Raw genomic sequence first — 17,330 nt, 5'->3', positions numbered from 1 at the left:
GCATATCTAAGATACCTATATTTTAGTAAATAAGTATCCTGTACAATTATGCTTTAGTAATCAGGTAATATTATTCTAGATAAAACAATTCTTCTAAAGGGATAGAAACTGGAGAATTATCTGGATTAACCTCCATAATATCTGCCATAAAATCCCACCATTTTTTTACAATTGAATTGTTCGCTAAATCTTGCGATCCGCCTTCACCTGATACTTTTTGAAAAGCAAACAACGTACTGGTTTCTTCATCAAAAAAAATAGAGTATTCATTAACACCATTATCTTTTAGTAATTGTTTTAACTCTGGCCATAATTCGTCATGACGTTTTTTGTAGATTTCCTTTTGTCCATTATTTAATTTCATTTTAAAAGCTAATCTATTCATAATATTTTTTTATTGTTAATTTTAAAATTACACTAGCAGTATCACTTTAATTCGTTTACAAAAAAAAACATTCTACCTTTTAAAAGATAGAATGTTTTCAAAAAAAGTTTTTTAAAGCCTAATTTATTGCTTTACAATTTTTTTAGTGAATGAGCCATTAGCACCTGTTAATTTAACAAGGTACATACCGCTAGTTAAATCGCTCACATCTAATGTAAGAGTTGCTTGTCCTGTAAGTTTTCTACTAATTACTTCCTGACCGATTAAAGAGTAAATAGATACTTGATTAACATTATCCGTAAGTCCATTGATACTTAATTCGTTATTAACTGGATTAGAAATAAAGATTGAGCTTGTATCAAAATCCTCATTACTTAACGTAGCTACAAAAACGAATCTAAGTGGATCAATTGTTCCAGCTGTAAACTCAACAGCTTCACCTGCTGCAGTTGGAATAGTACCATATCTTGAGCTTCCTGCCTGTGGTGCTGGTGGTTTAACGAATAAGGCGTCATTTCCAGGACCACCAAAACCAGTAGTTCTTCTTCTTTGAAACTGGTCAAAACCATAATTAGGATCAGCAGTATCTGCTATTGGCTGCCCTGGCACAACTGTCAACGTAAAAACATTATCACTTGTATCCATTGGATCTATAGTTGATTGATCTATAGCCATGGCAAAATCTCCAACACCAGGAATAGTTGCCCAAACCTCCATAAAACCAGTACCAGCTGGCTCTCTATGGTCTGTTATCGTCCAAAGTTGTGTTGGGTCATCTCCTGTTAATTCTGCAGCCCATTCTAATGCTCCCGTAGAACCATTAATGGTCATAAAAAGCTCTGGTGTTAAACCACATGTTGAAATTTTGTAAATACCATTCTCAGTCCATACATCAGGACATTGTTGTGCGTTTACTTGAAACGCAAACATAGTTAATAACAAAAATGCACTAATTTTTAAAGTAATTTTTTTCATAATTTATTTTAGTTTTAATTAATTAATTACAATTTATACAAAAAACTTAGCCACAGTATCATGTACTGTCCTGTAAATATATATTATTTTGTAATTTTAACAAAATATGCTTATTAATTGAAAAGTAATTCGCTCATTTTAATTTAATGACCTAATTAATAGCGCTTTGTGTAATCTATTAATATAATAGTTAAAAATAAAAAATTAGGCTTGTTATTTACTAAAGCCGATATAGTTATGCTTCCTAACTCATTTCATATTAAAGTTTGGTTTAATTAAACTAATAGCAAACTTAATTTTAAATATATATTTAGCACATAATATTAAATTACTCCTCTTGGATATTGCTTTAAAATCCCCCGTTGTATTTATTGTGAAATTGCACTGTAATTTAAGTGAGTACTCATATAATTAACAAGTAACGATGTAGTAAATGTATTTATGAGTATAACTACTATCCTCCTTTTAAACTTTAAATTATACAAAACCATATAAAGACTGATTTTTAGCACAGTTTAAATTAATAAACGGAGATTTACTTATTTAACCTAAAACTATAAATTATACAATATCTATTTAACAGTAAGTATGGCCTTTTTTAAATCTTTCTCTAAAGAAGACCCTCCAACAGAAATAGTAAAAGTACCAGGTTCAACAACCTTTTTCATGTTTTGATTTAATACATTCAACTCATTAAATCCTAATTTAAATGAAACCGTTTTTGTTTCTCCTGGCTCTAAAAAAATTCGCTCAAAACCTTTCAGCATTTTATTGTAACGCCCAACTGAGGCATAATCGTCTCTTACATACATTTGTACTACTTCATCACCAGCTCTTTTTCCTGTATTGGTTATATCTACAGAAATGGTTGTATTTCCATCTACTGAAATTGAAGCATTTTCAAATTTTGGTTTACTGTATGCAAATGTTGTGTAACTTAATCCATATCCGAAAGGAAATAATGGCGATTTGTCTACATCTTTAAACAATCCTTTTCCTGACCCAATAAAATCTGGTCTTTGTAAATACGTTACAGGAACCTGTCCTACAGATCTTGGAAAGGATACTGTAAGCTTACCTCCTGGATTCACATCTCCAAAAATAGCATCGGCAATAGCATCTCCAGAACGCATCCCTAAATACCATGTTTCTAAAATTGATGGGATATTTTCTGCAACATAATTTATTGATAATGGTCTACCATTAATTAAAACTGCAACAACAGGTTTGCCTGTTTCATGAATTGCTTTTACCAATTCTTGTTGCACACCATATAAATTTAAATCGGCTCTGTCTACACCTTCACCACCTGTTTTTCTAGAACCACCAATGACCAAAATAACTGCATCAGACTTTTTCGCAGCAGCAATTGCTGCTGGAAAACCTGCTTTAGAATTGTTTAATAAATCACATCCTTTCGCATAATTAATTTTTACTTTATCGCCTACTTTAGCTTTTATTCCATCCAAGGCAGAAACATAAAAAGGTGGCAAACCAGAATAGCCTCCTAATAAAGAATAGGTTCCTTTTGCAGGTCTTTCTTCGTGAGCATTTGGTCCAATTACAGCTAAAGATTTTATGTTTGCCATATCTAAAGGCAATAAATTATTATCATTCTTTAATAGAATGATAGCTTTTTTTGCCATTTCATATGAAAACTCTTGGTGTTCTTTTCTACCAGCATTTACAGTTTCCGTGTTAATCTCTTTTGGTTCTGTATCAAATAATCCCAACTGATATTTTGCAGTCAAAATACGAGAGGTTGCTTTATCAATATACTTTTCCAATTCAGGATTCTGTGCTATGGTATCTTTCAATACTTTAGAATTATAGGCTGCTAGCTTCTCATTTTTCCCAATTACTAAGTCCATATCAACACCAGCTTTCAATCCTAAAATAGCTGACTCAGTTCTGGTTTCAGCAATAAAATGCATGGTTCCTAAACGAGCAATATCATTATTATCAGAAACAATAAAACCATCAAAACCTAATTCATCTCTTAAAATATCCTTTAGCAACCAGGTATTCATATGGTTTGGAACGCCATTATAGTCTTGATGCCCTGGCATAATAGAACCTACCTTTGCTTCCTTTATAGCAGCCTCAAAAGGTGGCAGATAAACCTCTCGTAAACGACGTTCTGACATATCACTAAAACCACCATTTATACCACGTCTGTTTTCTGGATAGCCTATAAAATGCTTCGCTGTTGCAATCACATGATTCTCATCAAATCGCTCGTCTCCAGTACCTTGCAAACCTTCGATAAATGCAACACCCATTCTAGATACCAGATAAGGGTCTTCGCCATAAGACTCTTCTACTCTACCATATCTTGGATCACCAGATATTACATCTAAATTAGGTGAATACGTATGTGTAACGCCTAAAGTTCTCGCTTCTATAGCTGTTTGTGAAGCCATTTTTTTAACTAACTCAGGTTGCCAAGTAGAGGCAGCTGCAATAGCCTGAGGATAAACCGTTGTATTCCCATAATAATCTAGAACAAGCCAAACACCATGTAGAGCTTCTGCATATTTCATGTATGGAATACCTAAACGATCATTGGCTGGTGCATCTTGGGTCATTTCAGCTATTTTTTCATCTAGCGTCATTTCGCTTAAAAGCTGCTCTACTTTTTGAGCAATTTCTCCATCTTGTTGACTTACTTCCTTATTGCCATTTTTTGAATTACAGCTAAATAATAAGACTGCAATGAAACACGTTAAAATTATTTTTTTCATTAATAATAGATTTTATGAGATATTGATTTGATTAGTTAAAATTACGTAAACCCGGAACAATTTTAATGTTTAAACTGTTATTATCTTTTGGCCATTTTAGAATTGTTAATTTTTGAGTGTATGCATCCCAAATAAAATCTGACGGATTGAAACCTTTTGGCGCTTTATAGGTTTCCAGACTCACTTTTTTTAATGGATCATGATACATTACAATATCATCATTAATTAAAATAGAGAACCCATCGGGATAGTGCCTATTAGCTCCAATAAATACTGTTGAAGCCCCTTTGCTATTATCTGTAATAACATTAATATCTAGAGTTCTAGTAGCAAAATTAAATAGAAAAGATTGAATATCGCCCGCAATGGTTTGAGGAAAAGGTCTTGAAATAACATCGGTAATATACTTACGCTCTACCGTTCCTGCATCGGTTTTATCACTAAAGATTGACCAAGTTGAAGGGCCACCAGGAAGGAAATTTTGCATAGTTCTATTTCCTAAAAACCAAGCTTTAATAGAACCTACTCCCATTTTATCAAAAACCTCTGCTGTTCTTATATACATTTCTCTGTATTTTAACTGGCCTAATTTTCCATCTATTATAGTATCAGTAGTTGCAAAAGTTGGGAAGCCCCACTCCCCGATAAGGATTGGTGCCTTTAACATATCAGATTCTTTATCAAACCTATCCATATTACGTTTTATAAAGTTCACATCATTTTGATAAATATGTGGCGCAAATATGATGTTTTTTCTATTAATTGGTGCTGTGATTTCTGAATATTGATTGTTATCAATTTTCTCGCCTTTATTCATAAAGATAGATTGAAACAATATCATTTTATCTTCATTAATTTTCTGACTTTCATCGATGATTTTTTGATAAAGTGGTATTAAATATTTGTTAGTTAAATCATCATAAGAAATATCCATTGATAGTTTTCGAGGCTCGTTTACCACATCATAACCCAAAACATAAGCGTCTTCGTTATACCTATTCCAAATTACTTTCCAAGCGTCAATATAAGTATCGTATTCTCCTTTTTTATTTTGCCAAAATTCTTCCCAAACAAACTTATCCACACCATAAACAGTCATTTTAAATACTGTTTTAATGCCTGAATGCCGTCCTAAATTTACTAAGGCATCTAGTTTTTTGAGATAGTTTGGTTCTAGCTCACCACCTGGGAAATTACTTAGTTTTCCTAACTCTAAACGCACAACTTGCGTATTCGCTCCCATTCTAACCATACGAGCATAATCATCACTATTAAAAAACACTTCACCAGCATGATCATTTGTATTTATTACAAAACCTCTAGGAATAACGTGACGTTCTGCATCATCTCTAAGTCCATGCTTTATCTGAGCAAACATGTTAATTGAGCATAAAAACGACAGTATTAATGTTATTTTAGTCATAAAAGCGATTTAAATATTTTAAAAAACGAAATTACAAAATAGTATAGGCTATAGTATCCTGCAATGTGCTGTAAAAAAATAAGCCGAAAGAAAACTTTCGGCTTATTTAAAAATTAAACTAATACATGTAAAAAAACTATTATTGTCTATACCCGTTATTTGTAGGATCGGACTCTAATAATGCTGGATTATTTGTTAATTCCTGAAGAGGAATAGGTAATTTAACATGCCATGGTCTAATATTTCCAGCTGGATCCCAAAATCTAAATTCTAGATCTTGAACTACATCTAATAATATACCCCATCTAATTAAATCAAATCGTCTGTGTTGTTCTGCTGCTAGCTCCCATTTACGCTCATCGTAAATTGCTTGTCTAAATTGTTCTGTGCTTAACCCCAAAATAGCTTCTGCTTCTGCTTGGGTAGCAAATGCTCGTTCTCTAATAGGTCTAATATATTCAAAAGCTGCATTTGGGTTTCCTCCAGGGCGTTCGTTCTCACATTCGGCAGCCATTAAATGTACGTCTGCTAAACGAAATACCATTCTGTTATCTGAGTGATTAAAACGCGGTGATCTATCTAACTCTAGATTCCAAAACTTCGCCATATATGGGAAATTTAAGTCGAATCCTAAGTAATTATCCACGATGTTTAGCTCTCTTCTCAAATCATTCATTGGGAAACTCTCAGCAAAATCTTTAGAAGCAACTTGCAATCCTGTTCCGTTAAACGCCTCTCCTCTATCTGCTAGAGCAGCTCCTAATGCACTTCTTTCATCAGTATTTGCTGGTTCATCTCTTAAACGAGGGTTAAACATACTAGGACGCCAGTTATTATTACCAGCAAATGCTCTACCTGGGAATGCAGGATCGAACTGACTATTAATATCTCTGGCAAAATCTAATGACCATATAATTTCATCATTATATTCATTAAATTGATCAAAAACCTCATTATAAGTATCTAATAATCTATGAGGCGATTGGTTTATGATTTCTAAACACTTATCTAAACCTAGTTGCCATTGTTGTTGCTTCATGTAAATTTTAGCAATAACTATTGCTGCTGCCCATTTTGAGGCTCTACCACTTTGGTCTCCCGTGTATGCCGTTTGTAAATTGTCTTGAGCAAATTGTAAATCTTCTAGAACTCCAGTTATAATTGTAGCTTCATCAGTTCTACCCAAAGAACCAATTTCTTCAAGAGTAAGCACCTCAGTATAATAAGGTGCATCTCCCCAAAGGTTAGTTATATGCCAATAACATAGGCCTCTGATAAATCGGGTATCTGCTAAAATATCAGTTCTTATTTCTTGAGTTCCTATAGCTTCATTACCCGTAACCCTATCTATAATCACATTTGTATTTAGAATGATTCTATACAGATCTTTCCAAGTATCTGAAACACTCATTTTTTGAACAGAAACATCAGCTAGAGCCTCATTTAAGGAATAATTACCCATGGTCTCTAAAAAATTTGCGGCCCTATTGGGCTCTATAATATCTGCACCATTATCGTAAAACCAATCCAATCCACCTTGACCATATAAAGAGTTATTCTTTAATATGGCGTACATACCTTGAACTGCTTGTCTAGCGTCATTCTCTGAAGCGAAAAAAGTTTCAGGCGAAATAAGCGCTTTTGGGTCTTCTTCTAAAAAACTCTCGCAGCTAAAACATGCGAAAATCATAAAGACATATAAAATTAAATTTTTTGTTTTCATATCGTTTTTTTTAAAAAGTTACATTTAAACCAAGTGTTATAACTCTTGGATTAGGATACTGAGCACTTATATATCCTTGTGCTATATTACTACGACCAAAAGCACTTGCCTCTGGATCTATCAATCTTGTTTTAGACGATAACCATAAATTGGTTCCCGAAAAATAAACACTTGCATTTTTTATTCCATCTATTCCCATTTTATCTACGTCAAAATTATAGGCTAATCTTAAAGTTTTCAAACGAATATGCGATCCATCTTCAACATACTCTGAGTTTGGTAAGGTATTAGTTACTGAGTCTGCTCCAGCTCTTGGAATATCAGATGTTGGGTTATCTACTGTCCATCTATTACGTAAATCTCCAAACTTAACCGTTTCACCTCGATTAAAATAATTATTTCGAATATTCAAATTATACACCTCGTTTCCTTGAGTTCCTTGAAAGTAAAGAGAAAAGTCCCAATTCTTGTATGAAAAGTTATTTTCTATTCCGAAGATTAAATCTGGAAATGGACTACCTAACACCACAGCATCTTCTATTGATGCTATACCATCACCATTTAAATCTTCAAAATGTGAACCACCTACAACCTGTGGGTCTGTTCTACCCGATGCATCTATCTCTTCCTGACTTTTCCAAGTCCCTAAATATCTTACTCCAGTAAAAGCAGGAACAGTCTCTCCTACAATTAAACGTGTATTTCCTGAGCCTAAAATAGGATCTACAACAATATCTATAAAATCTACACCACCTAGGTCTAAAATTTCATTTCTATTTGCAGATAAAGTTACTGTAGAATTCCAGTTAAAATTACTAGTACTCACATTTGTAGAGTTTACAAGTAGTTCCCAACCTTGGTTTTTTAGAGATCCGATATTCTGTAATTGACTATTAAAACCAGTTTGTCTCGGGATAGTAACGTCTAATAATAAATCTTCAGTTTCCTTATAGTAATAATTGAATTCTGTAAAAATTCTACCTCCAAATAAAGAAGCTTCTAAGGCAATATCGAAAGAACTTGTAGTTTCCCACTTTAAATTAGGATTTGAAGGCCTTCCTAAAGTTAAACCTGGTACTTCAACTCCGTTAAGCGTTGTATTAGCAGCTGTTAACAAACCAAAAGTTCTGTACGGTTCTATGGCTTGATTTCCTGATTTACCCCAACTCGCTCTTAATTTTAAATCTTGAAATATATCTTGATCTTGCATAAAATCTTCTTCAGATATTTTCCATGCACCTGCTACTGATGGGAAAAATGCGTATTTATTACCTTCAGCAAAACGAGAACTACCGTCAGTTCTACCTACTAAAGTTAATAGATATTTATCTTTATAAGAGTAATTTAATCTTCCAAAAAAAGATGCAATTTGAAATCCAGTAAAGTCACTTGAAACTACAGATCTAGTAGGGTCTGAATTACCTAAGTTATTAAATCCAGTAGCATCACTTGTAATACCAAAAGCCTCAGCTTGTGCTATTTCTGTAGACACTTTCTGAAAAGAAGCACCAGCAAGAGCCGTTATGCTATGATCTTCACCAAAATCTGATTGGTATTGTATGGTATTTTCGTTGTTCCATCCATTACTATTCACAGTGCGAACGCTGGCACTTCCTTGTCCAGTATCGCCTACTGCCAGTAAACCAGGTAATTGACTTGAACTAAATCTATTCTGCTTTATATTGTTAAATTCTGGACTAAATGTTGAGCGAATAATCCATTTAGGTGCTGGACTATACTCTATATAAACCGTAGCTAATAAGTTATTAGTAAACGTTTCATTTGTATTTAACTCTCTATTAGCTAGAGGGTTTGAGAATGGCGAACCTACTACATCGTTAAATCCATTAAAAGATCCATCATCATTAAGTATAGGTTGTGTACGAAGAATACCAAAAGCAGCTTGACTAAAACTAGCTAATGCATTATCTTGCTCTAACCTAGAATAATTTAGTCTAAATCCTGTTTTTACTTTATCGCTTAATTTAAGATCTAAATTTGTTCTAAATATGTATTTTTCAATACCAGAACTCTTTACTATACCTTCTTGATTAAAATAATTTAAAGAGGTGTAATAGTTAACATTATCTGATGCTCCAGAAACAGAGATATCAGCGTTATAAATTGGTGCAGTACCCAATACTAAATCTACCCAGTCATTATCAGGATATGTCGATGGGTCGTCTGGAAAAGGGATTGCCACATTTCTAAACTCTGCACTTTCATTAGTAAACGCAATCTGCTCTGTCTGAGAAAGTCTATCTGGTAATTCTGGAAGCATTTGCGAACTCGTGTAAAGATTTACACTTATTTGTGGTTTGCCAGCTCCTGCTCCTGATCCATTTTTTGTAGTTACTAAAACAACACCATTTGCACCTCTTGAACCATAAATTGCAATAGAAGAGGCATCTTTTAGTATTTCAATAGATTTAATATCATTACTATTGATATTATTAAGGTTGAAATTTGTTCCAACCACAATACCATCAATAACCCAAAGTGGTTCATTACTTCCTGTTATAGAGTTACCACCTCTTACTCTAATAACGGTTCCTGCACCAGGAGCACCACTCGTTTGAGTAACTTGTACACCTGAAGCTCTACCTTGTAAGGCTTGATCTACTCTTGCTACAGGCAATGCTGTAATATCTTCAGAGCTTACAGAAGATACAGAACCTGTTAAATCAGACTTTCGTTGTGTACCATAACCAATTACTACAACCTCATCTAATGCATTATCCTGCTCTAAATTTACATTAATTGAAGATTGTGTTCCAACAACAACCTCCTTACTCGAATACCCTACATAAGAAAATATAAGCGTATTTGCTGCACTTGCATTAATGGTATAATTACCATCAAAATCTGTACTTGTTCCTGTGGTTGTTCCTTTTACCACTACCGTAGCTCCAGGAAGTGGTTGTCCATCTGCAGTAACCGTTCCTGTAACAGTTTGAGCAAACGACATTGCTAGACATGAAAACATGAAAATAGCAAGCAACCCAATTTTTTTAAAATTAGGTGGTGCATTTAGTTTAGTTTTTGATTTCATAAATTTAAGTTAATTTGTTATTAATAAATCTAAAATATTTTTTTAAATTTTATTGTCTATCCTGTACTAACCGTTACGGTCTGTCCTGTATAATTTTAATGTACAATCAAAACTCTGCTATTCAGATAAAAACAGGATACAACAGGGTAGATAACAATCCTAGATAATATATTTTTATTTTAGTTTTATACTAAAATATCAAAGCTTTATAATTATGATGAATAGAAATACGTTTGTATTATTAACCTTATTATCTGTTTTAGCCACAAGTGCTCAAACAATTACTCCTCCTACTGGTCGTATAGCCATAGTAGCTGATGGCAACTCTCCAGACCCTGATGACTTAGGGGGAACAGCAATTTCCATAGCACTTTTAAGAGCTGCTGGTTTAGAAGACAGACTCGTGCACTATTCTCATAGTTGTGATTTAGTTAGAGATGATAGAATTTCAGAAAAAGCCGAAAAAGAACGACACCACTTAATGCAAGTTACTTGTGACATGACCGCAAGACGATGGGGCGGGTTTGAAAATCTAACTTTTTATGATGCGATTTGGCAAAAAGAAGAAACTATTAATGATTTGGCTTGGGCTATCAATGCTTCTACTAAAAATGACCCATTATGGATTATTGAAGCTGGTGAACCCGATATTATAGGAATGGCCTTAAGAAAAACACCAAAAGAAAAACACAAATTTGTAAAAGTGGTAACACACCATCCTGCAAATGATAATGCAGGGGATTTTTACACATGGCAACAAATTCTTGATTTTGGTGTTGAGGAAGTACGTATTCCAGATCAAAACATAAATTTAAAATTAGACCATGACCAATGGGATTGGGCTAGAGATCATACAGACCCAAGAATACGATTAATCTGGACTATCGGAAATATTGCAGAGATTGATAATATTGTTAAGTTTCAAAAAGGAAAATGGGACTGCTCTGATGCTGGTATGATTCTTTATTGGATTACTGGTGCAAATGTGAATAATGGTTTAGAAGCTGGAAGTATGACCGTTGTAAAAACGCTTTTAGAGGATTATGTGGAAAATAATCCTGAGCCTCCTTTTAAAAAGAAGAGGTAACTGGTTAAATAGTTTGTTTTAAACGTACTTAAAGGGCATTAGCAGACTTCTGCTACAATTTGAAATAAAAAGTCAATAAGTAAAAATATCGAGGGCAGAAACCCTCGATATTTTTTTGTCCTAAAACTTCTTACCAATTACGGTATACATTCTACAATTTTCTGGTGCATCCCCATCACTATTTCCAGCCATAATAATGCTTTCGCCAGCTTCGGCAACACGGTGAAATACTGACATTACAACGTCTCCAACTTTTATATTATCGCCATTGTCTTTATAATCTTTTAATAAGAATTCTGGTCTAGGCACGGTATCATCGTGCAGCACATAAATATGCATTTTTACACCTGCAATAAACTGCAACTGATCTCTTGCCCAATAGCGGTTATCAGAATTTGGTGTTCTTATATATTCTGCTTCGTTTACGTATCTTGGTAAATGCGTATAATTAACCTCCATATCGGTATGCGCCTTTTTACCCCAATGCATATTAGTTCTTAACATGGCTTTACCGTCTCCTGTATAACTAAACTTTTTAAAAAGTTCACTTCTATTTTTAATACCTGGCATGTATTCTGGTATTTCTGGCGTATGCACTGGCATAGGTTCTTCGGTTAACACATTTTCAAAAACATGAGGTAACTGCATGGTTAATCCGTTTTCTAGTGCAACAGGGTTAGAACTAAGTTCGATACTTGCTAATTTTAAACCTGATTGTGTTGCTGTTACTTTTACAGATCCAGCTTCTAATATGGATTTTACCGCTACACGATTAATACCTGCTTCAATATCTAAATACAGATTATTAGTAGAATTTGGTTTTCCACTGTTATAACCTCCTCGCCAGATGCCTTTGCCTTCGAATGTGAAGTCGACACGACCTTTAGCTAAAGGACATCTTCTACCTTCTGAATCAACCACCTCAACATCTATTAATGCAATATCAGAGCCATCAGCTTGCCACCCTTTTGGTCCTGTAATTGATGTTAACTTTAAAGCCACAGGTTCTCCAGCTGTTTCCTTAGTTTGAGTGACTTTAAGCGCATTATTAATATAGCCCTCAGCTTTAATTTCTCCCGCTTCCCAGTTTACATTTTTAAATTGATAAACGTATCCATCTTTTGGAGTGTTATTTTCTCCTATAACTTTTCCGTTTATGTATAACTTAACACCTGCTGTATTTGAAATCACAAAAATGTCTTTTTTCGTACCTTCTGCATAATTCCAATGCCCTACAATATGCACTTGTGGTTCTGGTCGCCACATCGCTTTTAAAGCATAAAATGCTTCTTTAGGCAAACGTACCGCATCTACTTCCCCACTAGCTCTGGTAACTTCGGTAGGACAACGCCCACCATGTGGTCCATCAGAAAATATCCAATTTGCACCTCCAACATGAAATGCTTTTTTGCCCATTTTATTCCACCAATGATAGGCTTGCTTAACAGCAAATTGTTCTGAATTTAGTTTATACGTGTTTTTCTTAATATTCGGGTGACTATAAAAATTATCATCTGGTGATTGCTTATCCCAAATACGTCTGGGGGCTTCCTCACGATTATATTCACTTTCCACCACTGGTAAATCTGGGTATTCGCGCTCCCAACCTTCAGTACCAATTTCGATTGATACATAGCCTTCAGAATCATTTTTAACATCAGCTCTACGATTTCCCATCAAACGTTTTCCGTTGGGGTCGAATGTATTAATGATATCTAAAATCTCTTGGTAATGTGCTTCAGTTTCAGCCCAATTACCACCTTCCCAAATAAAAATTGAAGGATGATTTCGGTAATACACAATCATATCTTTAAAGGCTTTAATACGAATATCCCACGTTTCACCTTCATCTTGAGATTCACCACTAACTCCAGGCATAAGGGTTACAAACCCATATTTATCGCCCATTGCAATTTCGGCTGGCGAACCTGCACAATGGCCCCATCGTATAAAATTGCCACCCGCTTCATCCATGAGTTGATAGGTATAATCGCGCAACCAATCTGGTAAAGCTGCTCCTAATCCTGCCCAGGAATTAGTTGGTTTTTGCCCCCAACCTGTTAATTTAGCATACTCGCCATTATTTGAAAAGCCAGTGTCTTTATTAAAATCAAAACTTCTAATTCCTAATGGTGTATTGTATGAATCGATTGCTTTTCCATCAACTTTTAAAACGGTTTCAACGTTGTACATATACGGATGCCTAGTGTACCATCGGTTTGGATTTGAAACATTTGCTTTCACTGAAAACGTATATTTTTCACCTGCATCCATACGTTTTTCAGAAGATTCCACTGCTATAACTTTACCGTCATTATCAATAATTTTAGCTTCATATACCACATTTTTAGTTTCAGTATATTCATTTTGAACTTCCGCGTTTATCGTAACATCTGCATTTTCTGCTGTAATATTTTCGGCATACACGTAAGTTCCAAGCGTTTCTAAATTATCATAAAGCGGTAGCGTAATGTGAAGTGGATCTGTAACATATAAAAACACATTTCTATAGATACCACCATGGTTAGGGTGCCAATGCTCATGATGCCATACTAAAGGAAAATTATCTCTAAAATGATCGCCACGGTCATTATTTACTTTTACAGACAACACATTGTTTTCTCCAAATTTGAGGTGTGGTGTTAAATCGAAACCAAAAGGAATAAACCCTGTTTGATTTTGACCAATGTGTTTACCGTTGATGTATACATCGGCTATTTGACGCACCGATTCAAACTCAATAAACACCTTTTTATCAGCATCTTCTTTTGGTAACTCAAAATGTTTTCGATACCAAACGGTGCCTCTCCAATGGTTATCTTCCCCATCGTGATGGCCGTGACTTAAATCGTCAAAAGTATCGATATCATTAAAGGTATGCGGGCAACTTATGGTTTCCCAAGCCGCATCATCAAACCCTAGTTCTTGAGCGTTTTCTGGGTTTTCCTTGATAAACTTCCAATCTAAGTTAAAGTTATACTTAGTTCGTGTTTCTTCTGGAATATGCGCTGCGCCTTGTTTATTCTCTTTACAAGAAAAAACGCCTGTTCCTATTAAACATAAGAACATGGCGTTTAAAAATTTTACTCTAATCATTTTATTTATTCTGGTATTAATTCTATGAGTTTTACACTATGTGGCTCTAAATCTACTTTAAGTATAAGACTTTCATTTCCTTTTGCTACTAAAGAATCGGTAACGGTTTTCGGTAATTTAGCTAAATCTTCATATTTGGATAAGTTAGCAGTAAGTACATCTCTCCACCCATCTGCAAATCTATCGGATGGTCTATTGCCATAAATACGGCCATCACTTATTTCGCTTACACCAGCTGCTCTCAGGTCTTCATACAATTCATGCATCATAATCCCGTGATTTTTATCTACAGTCCATTCATTCATTTTCCATGTACTTCCGCTAGAAATAAGACCACCTTGAAACTTAGGATAAATCGTTCGGTTTGCAGTACTGGTTCTGGATGGGTTATGATTATAAACTAAAGCATATATAACATCACCTTTTACCACCGGAATTACACCAGCATATCCGCTAAAATTATCTATTGCCTCTAACCTATTACCATCTTCCATCATTTGGAACATTCGCATAACGTTTTTTCTACCTTGAGGTAAGTTACTTGATTCTATTTCTTGACCCCAATCGTAAATTTCGTTAATGGTAAAATCATGAACCATATCTGCAACAGTAGCGTACCAACTAGCACCTAGCTCGGTAGCATCTGTTAAACTTAAACCACGTCTGCGATTTTCATCTCTAAGTATTCCAAATTCTTGAATATCCAAAGGTATATTACTAAATTGAGGATAACTATTTAACTTGTTTCTGTATGGCGCAATTTTCTCAGGTAAAGCCACTGTATTTTGATCTATTTTTTCATAATATGAAATACTAAAGAAATCCATTTTAGTTCCTGTTGCGCCAGTAGCGAAATTAACTCCGTTGGCACAATGGTCAATTAATTCAGTGGTAAAAGTGGCAACACCTTCCGTCAGCATATTTCCTGGACCTACTATAGCATCTGGAATTACTTTTAAAACTTCATCTACAGTAATATCATAGTGTCTAAAATAGTCTTGCATTGTGCCATTCCAATGGTTAGGTGAAAAATTAGGTTCTGTACTTATTCTAAAACGCCATGTGCTCACTTCTTGCATCCCAAATTCATTAACGAGAGTTGTTAAAAAAGCATTCACATATTGTCTCCAGTGGTCGTAATTATCAGGAGGACTAGTATTACCAAAAGCATTTATAATCTTTTCTTCTACCATTTCCCAAGGCACTTTACTTAAAACAATTCTAGGTTTAAAGCCCGTATTTACAAAGTTTCTCATGGTTGTAACTAGTTCGCTAAAATCGGCAATAATAGTACCAGACGCATCAACACCTTGATAAAACATGTTAAGATTATCTGTTCTACCGCCCATGGTTCTTACCAAGTTGTAACTTTCAACATAATCTTTTATTGGCTCTATGGAGTTTGTAAAACTTGAACTGTTAAACCTATTTTGGTTGATCATAGGGCGCGTAGACCAAAAATTATGAAATTGCCCCGTAACCGAACCTGTATTTATAGTTGCAATTTTACTGGCATCAATATCTTGTTCGTTAATTGCAACTGGTACTTCTGGCTCTTCGGGCTCAGGGATTTCGAGAATTACTTCTTCTACATCTTCAGCGTTTGAACACGTAAATAATATTGCAGATAGTGCCAATGCAACTAGCACTATAGGTAATTTTAAATATTTTATAGTTTTCATAATTTTTTCTTTTTCAATTTATAACAAAAATATAGTGTTAAACGCAAAAAAGTAACCTGTAGTATCATGATACAGCAGGATACTTAATAGATCATAAAATTTTGGCTCATATATTTTGATGGAAAACGTATATTAAAACTCAACTTGGGAACAGACTAAAGTTGTATTAAAACTCCGTTTTTAAAAAGCATGTTATAGGACGTATACATTGAGCTAGCGATAAAACGGATTAATATAATTATTTGGGCGTTACCCACAAGGGGTCGGGCTTTCGGCAGTCGCTCCCTCCTTTGTCGGGGAGCTTCAACAAATGCCTCAATCCCTAACGCGGGTCTATCAGTAAACAAACAGTTAAACACTAGCGTTAACTCCTATTTGTAAGTTTTTATAAAGGCTTGAGCAATACATTTCGGTATTCAATTTTCATAGGTGGACCAACATGAACCTGAACACCAATATAGCCTTTTTTAGACCTATTATTTTCATCTAAATCTGTTACCTCACTAAACAATACGCCATTTACAAAATGTTGCATTTTATTATCTTTTACTATAAGATGAACTTTATTCCAGTCGTTGGGTTTTACTTTTGATTTTAATTCAGATTTCTCTTTAGTATGTATAACCGTTCTTGTTTGCCAGCAGTTTTTCTTTACATTTTTACGCAAATTACTTTTAGGAATACTATCAGGCATTTGCGGAATATTTACAGTTTCTCCCATGTAAGCCAATGTAGTTCGTTTTTTCTCTTCGTAATTTTGACCCGTAAATCTATTTTTACCGTCAATATCACATTGATACCCTCTTAAGGCAAAAGGCTTATTTTTAATAATTTCGCTTCTATAATTGATACCGCTATTTCCAGATTCCGAAACTCTGTATTCTAATTTCAATTCAAAATTTTCAGGTTGTTCTTTTTCATAAATGATAAAAGAATTACGTTTTAAGATGGTTTCTGGCGTCACCTCTCCTGTTAAAATACCGTTTTCAACACGCCAATAAGTTGGGTCGCCATTCCACCCTTCTAAATCTTTACCGTTAAAAATAGATTGGAATTGTGTTTCAACTTTCTGATTTTGCTTCTTTTTACAAGACACAAAACTTGATTGAATAGTCGCAATAACTAAACAAAATAATACGGTGTTTTTAAAAGTTTTCATATTT

The 17,330-nt window shown here is 34.4% G+C and carries 10 protein-coding genes; 1 reads left to right on the top strand and 9 read right to left on the bottom strand.

All coding sequences use genetic code 11. From position 1 onward, the window contains the following. Positions 1-70: 70 nt before the first annotated feature. The 6 genes from rhaM to ACKGJY_RS07045 all read right to left on the bottom strand — a co-directional run bounded on the left by rhaM (position 71) and on the right by ACKGJY_RS07045 (position 10,302). Positions 71-385: an L-rhamnose mutarotase gene (gene rhaM, locus ACKGJY_RS07070; RefSeq protein WP_413973169.1), complete on the bottom strand. Its 315-nt coding sequence runs from the start codon at positions 383-385 to the stop codon at positions 71-73. A 123-nt stretch (positions 386-508) separates the two neighbouring features. Continuing rightward, on the bottom strand, positions 509-1,360 hold the full coding sequence (locus tag ACKGJY_RS07065; protein WP_413973168.1) for a T9SS type A sorting domain-containing protein: 852 nt from the start codon (positions 1,358-1,360) through the stop codon (positions 509-511). Between the two features lie 572 nt (positions 1,361-1,932). Continuing rightward, entirely contained in the window at positions 1,933-4,104 is a 2,172-nt protein-coding gene (locus ACKGJY_RS07060) for a beta-xylosidase (RefSeq protein ID WP_413973167.1), read from the bottom strand. A 31-nt stretch (positions 4,105-4,135) separates the two neighbouring features. After that, a complete protein-coding gene (locus ACKGJY_RS07055) occupies positions 4,136-5,527 on the bottom strand; it encodes a cellulase family glycosylhydrolase (RefSeq protein ID WP_413973166.1) in 1,392 nt (463 codons plus the stop codon). A gap of 139 nt (positions 5,528-5,666) precedes the next feature. Beyond that, positions 5,667-7,250, bottom strand: coding sequence for a RagB/SusD family nutrient uptake outer membrane protein (locus ACKGJY_RS07050; protein ID WP_413973165.1), 1,584 nt, complete (start codon positions 7,248-7,250; stop codon positions 5,667-5,669). A 10-nt stretch (positions 7,251-7,260) separates the two neighbouring features. Then, on the bottom strand, positions 7,261-10,302 hold the full coding sequence (locus ACKGJY_RS07045; protein ID WP_413973164.1) for a SusC/RagA family TonB-linked outer membrane protein: 3,042 nt from the start codon (positions 10,300-10,302) through the stop codon (positions 7,261-7,263). A gap of 214 nt (positions 10,303-10,516) precedes the next feature. Between ACKGJY_RS07045 and ACKGJY_RS07040 the strand changes: the two genes are divergently transcribed. After that, positions 10,517-11,389, top strand: a complete 873-nt coding sequence (locus ACKGJY_RS07040; RefSeq protein WP_413973163.1) for a hypothetical protein — start codon at positions 10,517-10,519, stop codon at positions 11,387-11,389. A gap of 120 nt (positions 11,390-11,509) precedes the next feature. Here the strand turns inward: ACKGJY_RS07040 and ACKGJY_RS07035 are convergent, their stop codons facing one another. From ACKGJY_RS07035 to ACKGJY_RS07025, 3 genes are all read right to left on the bottom strand, one after another. Beyond that, on the bottom strand, positions 11,510-14,485 hold the full coding sequence (locus tag ACKGJY_RS07035; RefSeq protein ID WP_413973162.1) for a sugar-binding domain-containing protein: 2,976 nt from the start codon (positions 14,483-14,485) through the stop codon (positions 11,510-11,512). A 5-nt stretch (positions 14,486-14,490) separates the two neighbouring features. Further along, entirely contained in the window at positions 14,491-16,167 is a 1,677-nt protein-coding gene (locus ACKGJY_RS07030) for a GH39 family glycosyl hydrolase (RefSeq protein WP_413973161.1), read from the bottom strand. Positions 16,168-16,552: 385 nt separating this feature from the next. Continuing rightward, positions 16,553-17,326: a DUF1080 domain-containing protein gene (locus ACKGJY_RS07025; protein WP_413973160.1), complete on the bottom strand. Its 774-nt coding sequence runs from the start codon at positions 17,324-17,326 to the stop codon at positions 16,553-16,555. Positions 17,327-17,330 lie beyond the last annotated feature (4 nt).

Origin of the sequence: Hyunsoonleella sp. 2307UL5-6 (assembly GCF_047345485.1) — a bacterium.
In the GTDB taxonomy this organism is placed as follows: domain Bacteria; phylum Bacteroidota; class Bacteroidia; order Flavobacteriales; family Flavobacteriaceae; genus Jejuia.
Note: the sequence above shows the minus strand (reverse complement) of the source record. Positions and strands in the feature narration are given on the sequence as shown.

Excerpts from the sequence above, each read along its gene's own strand:
- rhaM (WP_413973169.1), bottom strand. The coding sequence starts at position 385 with ATGAATAGATTAGCTTTTAAAATGAAATTAAATAATGGACAAAAGGAA.
- ACKGJY_RS07065 (WP_413973168.1), bottom strand. The coding sequence starts at position 1,360 with ATGAAAAAAATTACTTTAAAAATTAGTGCATTTTTGTTATTAACTATG.
- ACKGJY_RS07060 (WP_413973167.1), bottom strand. The coding sequence starts at position 4,104 with ATGAAAAAAATAATTTTAACGTGTTTCATTGCAGTCTTATTATTTAGC.
- ACKGJY_RS07055 (WP_413973166.1), bottom strand. The coding sequence starts at position 5,527 with ATGACTAAAATAACATTAATACTGTCGTTTTTATGCTCAATTAACATG.
- ACKGJY_RS07050 (WP_413973165.1), bottom strand. The coding sequence starts at position 7,250 with ATGAAAACAAAAAATTTAATTTTATATGTCTTTATGATTTTCGCATGT.
- ACKGJY_RS07045 (WP_413973164.1), bottom strand. The coding sequence starts at position 10,302 with ATGAAATCAAAAACTAAACTAAATGCACCACCTAATTTTAAAAAAATT.
- ACKGJY_RS07040 (WP_413973163.1), top strand. The coding sequence starts at position 10,517 with ATGATGAATAGAAATACGTTTGTATTATTAACCTTATTATCTGTTTTA.
- ACKGJY_RS07035 (WP_413973162.1), bottom strand. The coding sequence starts at position 14,485 with ATGATTAGAGTAAAATTTTTAAACGCCATGTTCTTATGTTTAATAGGA.
- ACKGJY_RS07030 (WP_413973161.1), bottom strand. The coding sequence starts at position 16,167 with ATGAAAACTATAAAATATTTAAAATTACCTATAGTGCTAGTTGCATTG.
- ACKGJY_RS07025 (WP_413973160.1), bottom strand. The coding sequence starts at position 17,326 with ATGAAAACTTTTAAAAACACCGTATTATTTTGTTTAGTTATTGCGACT.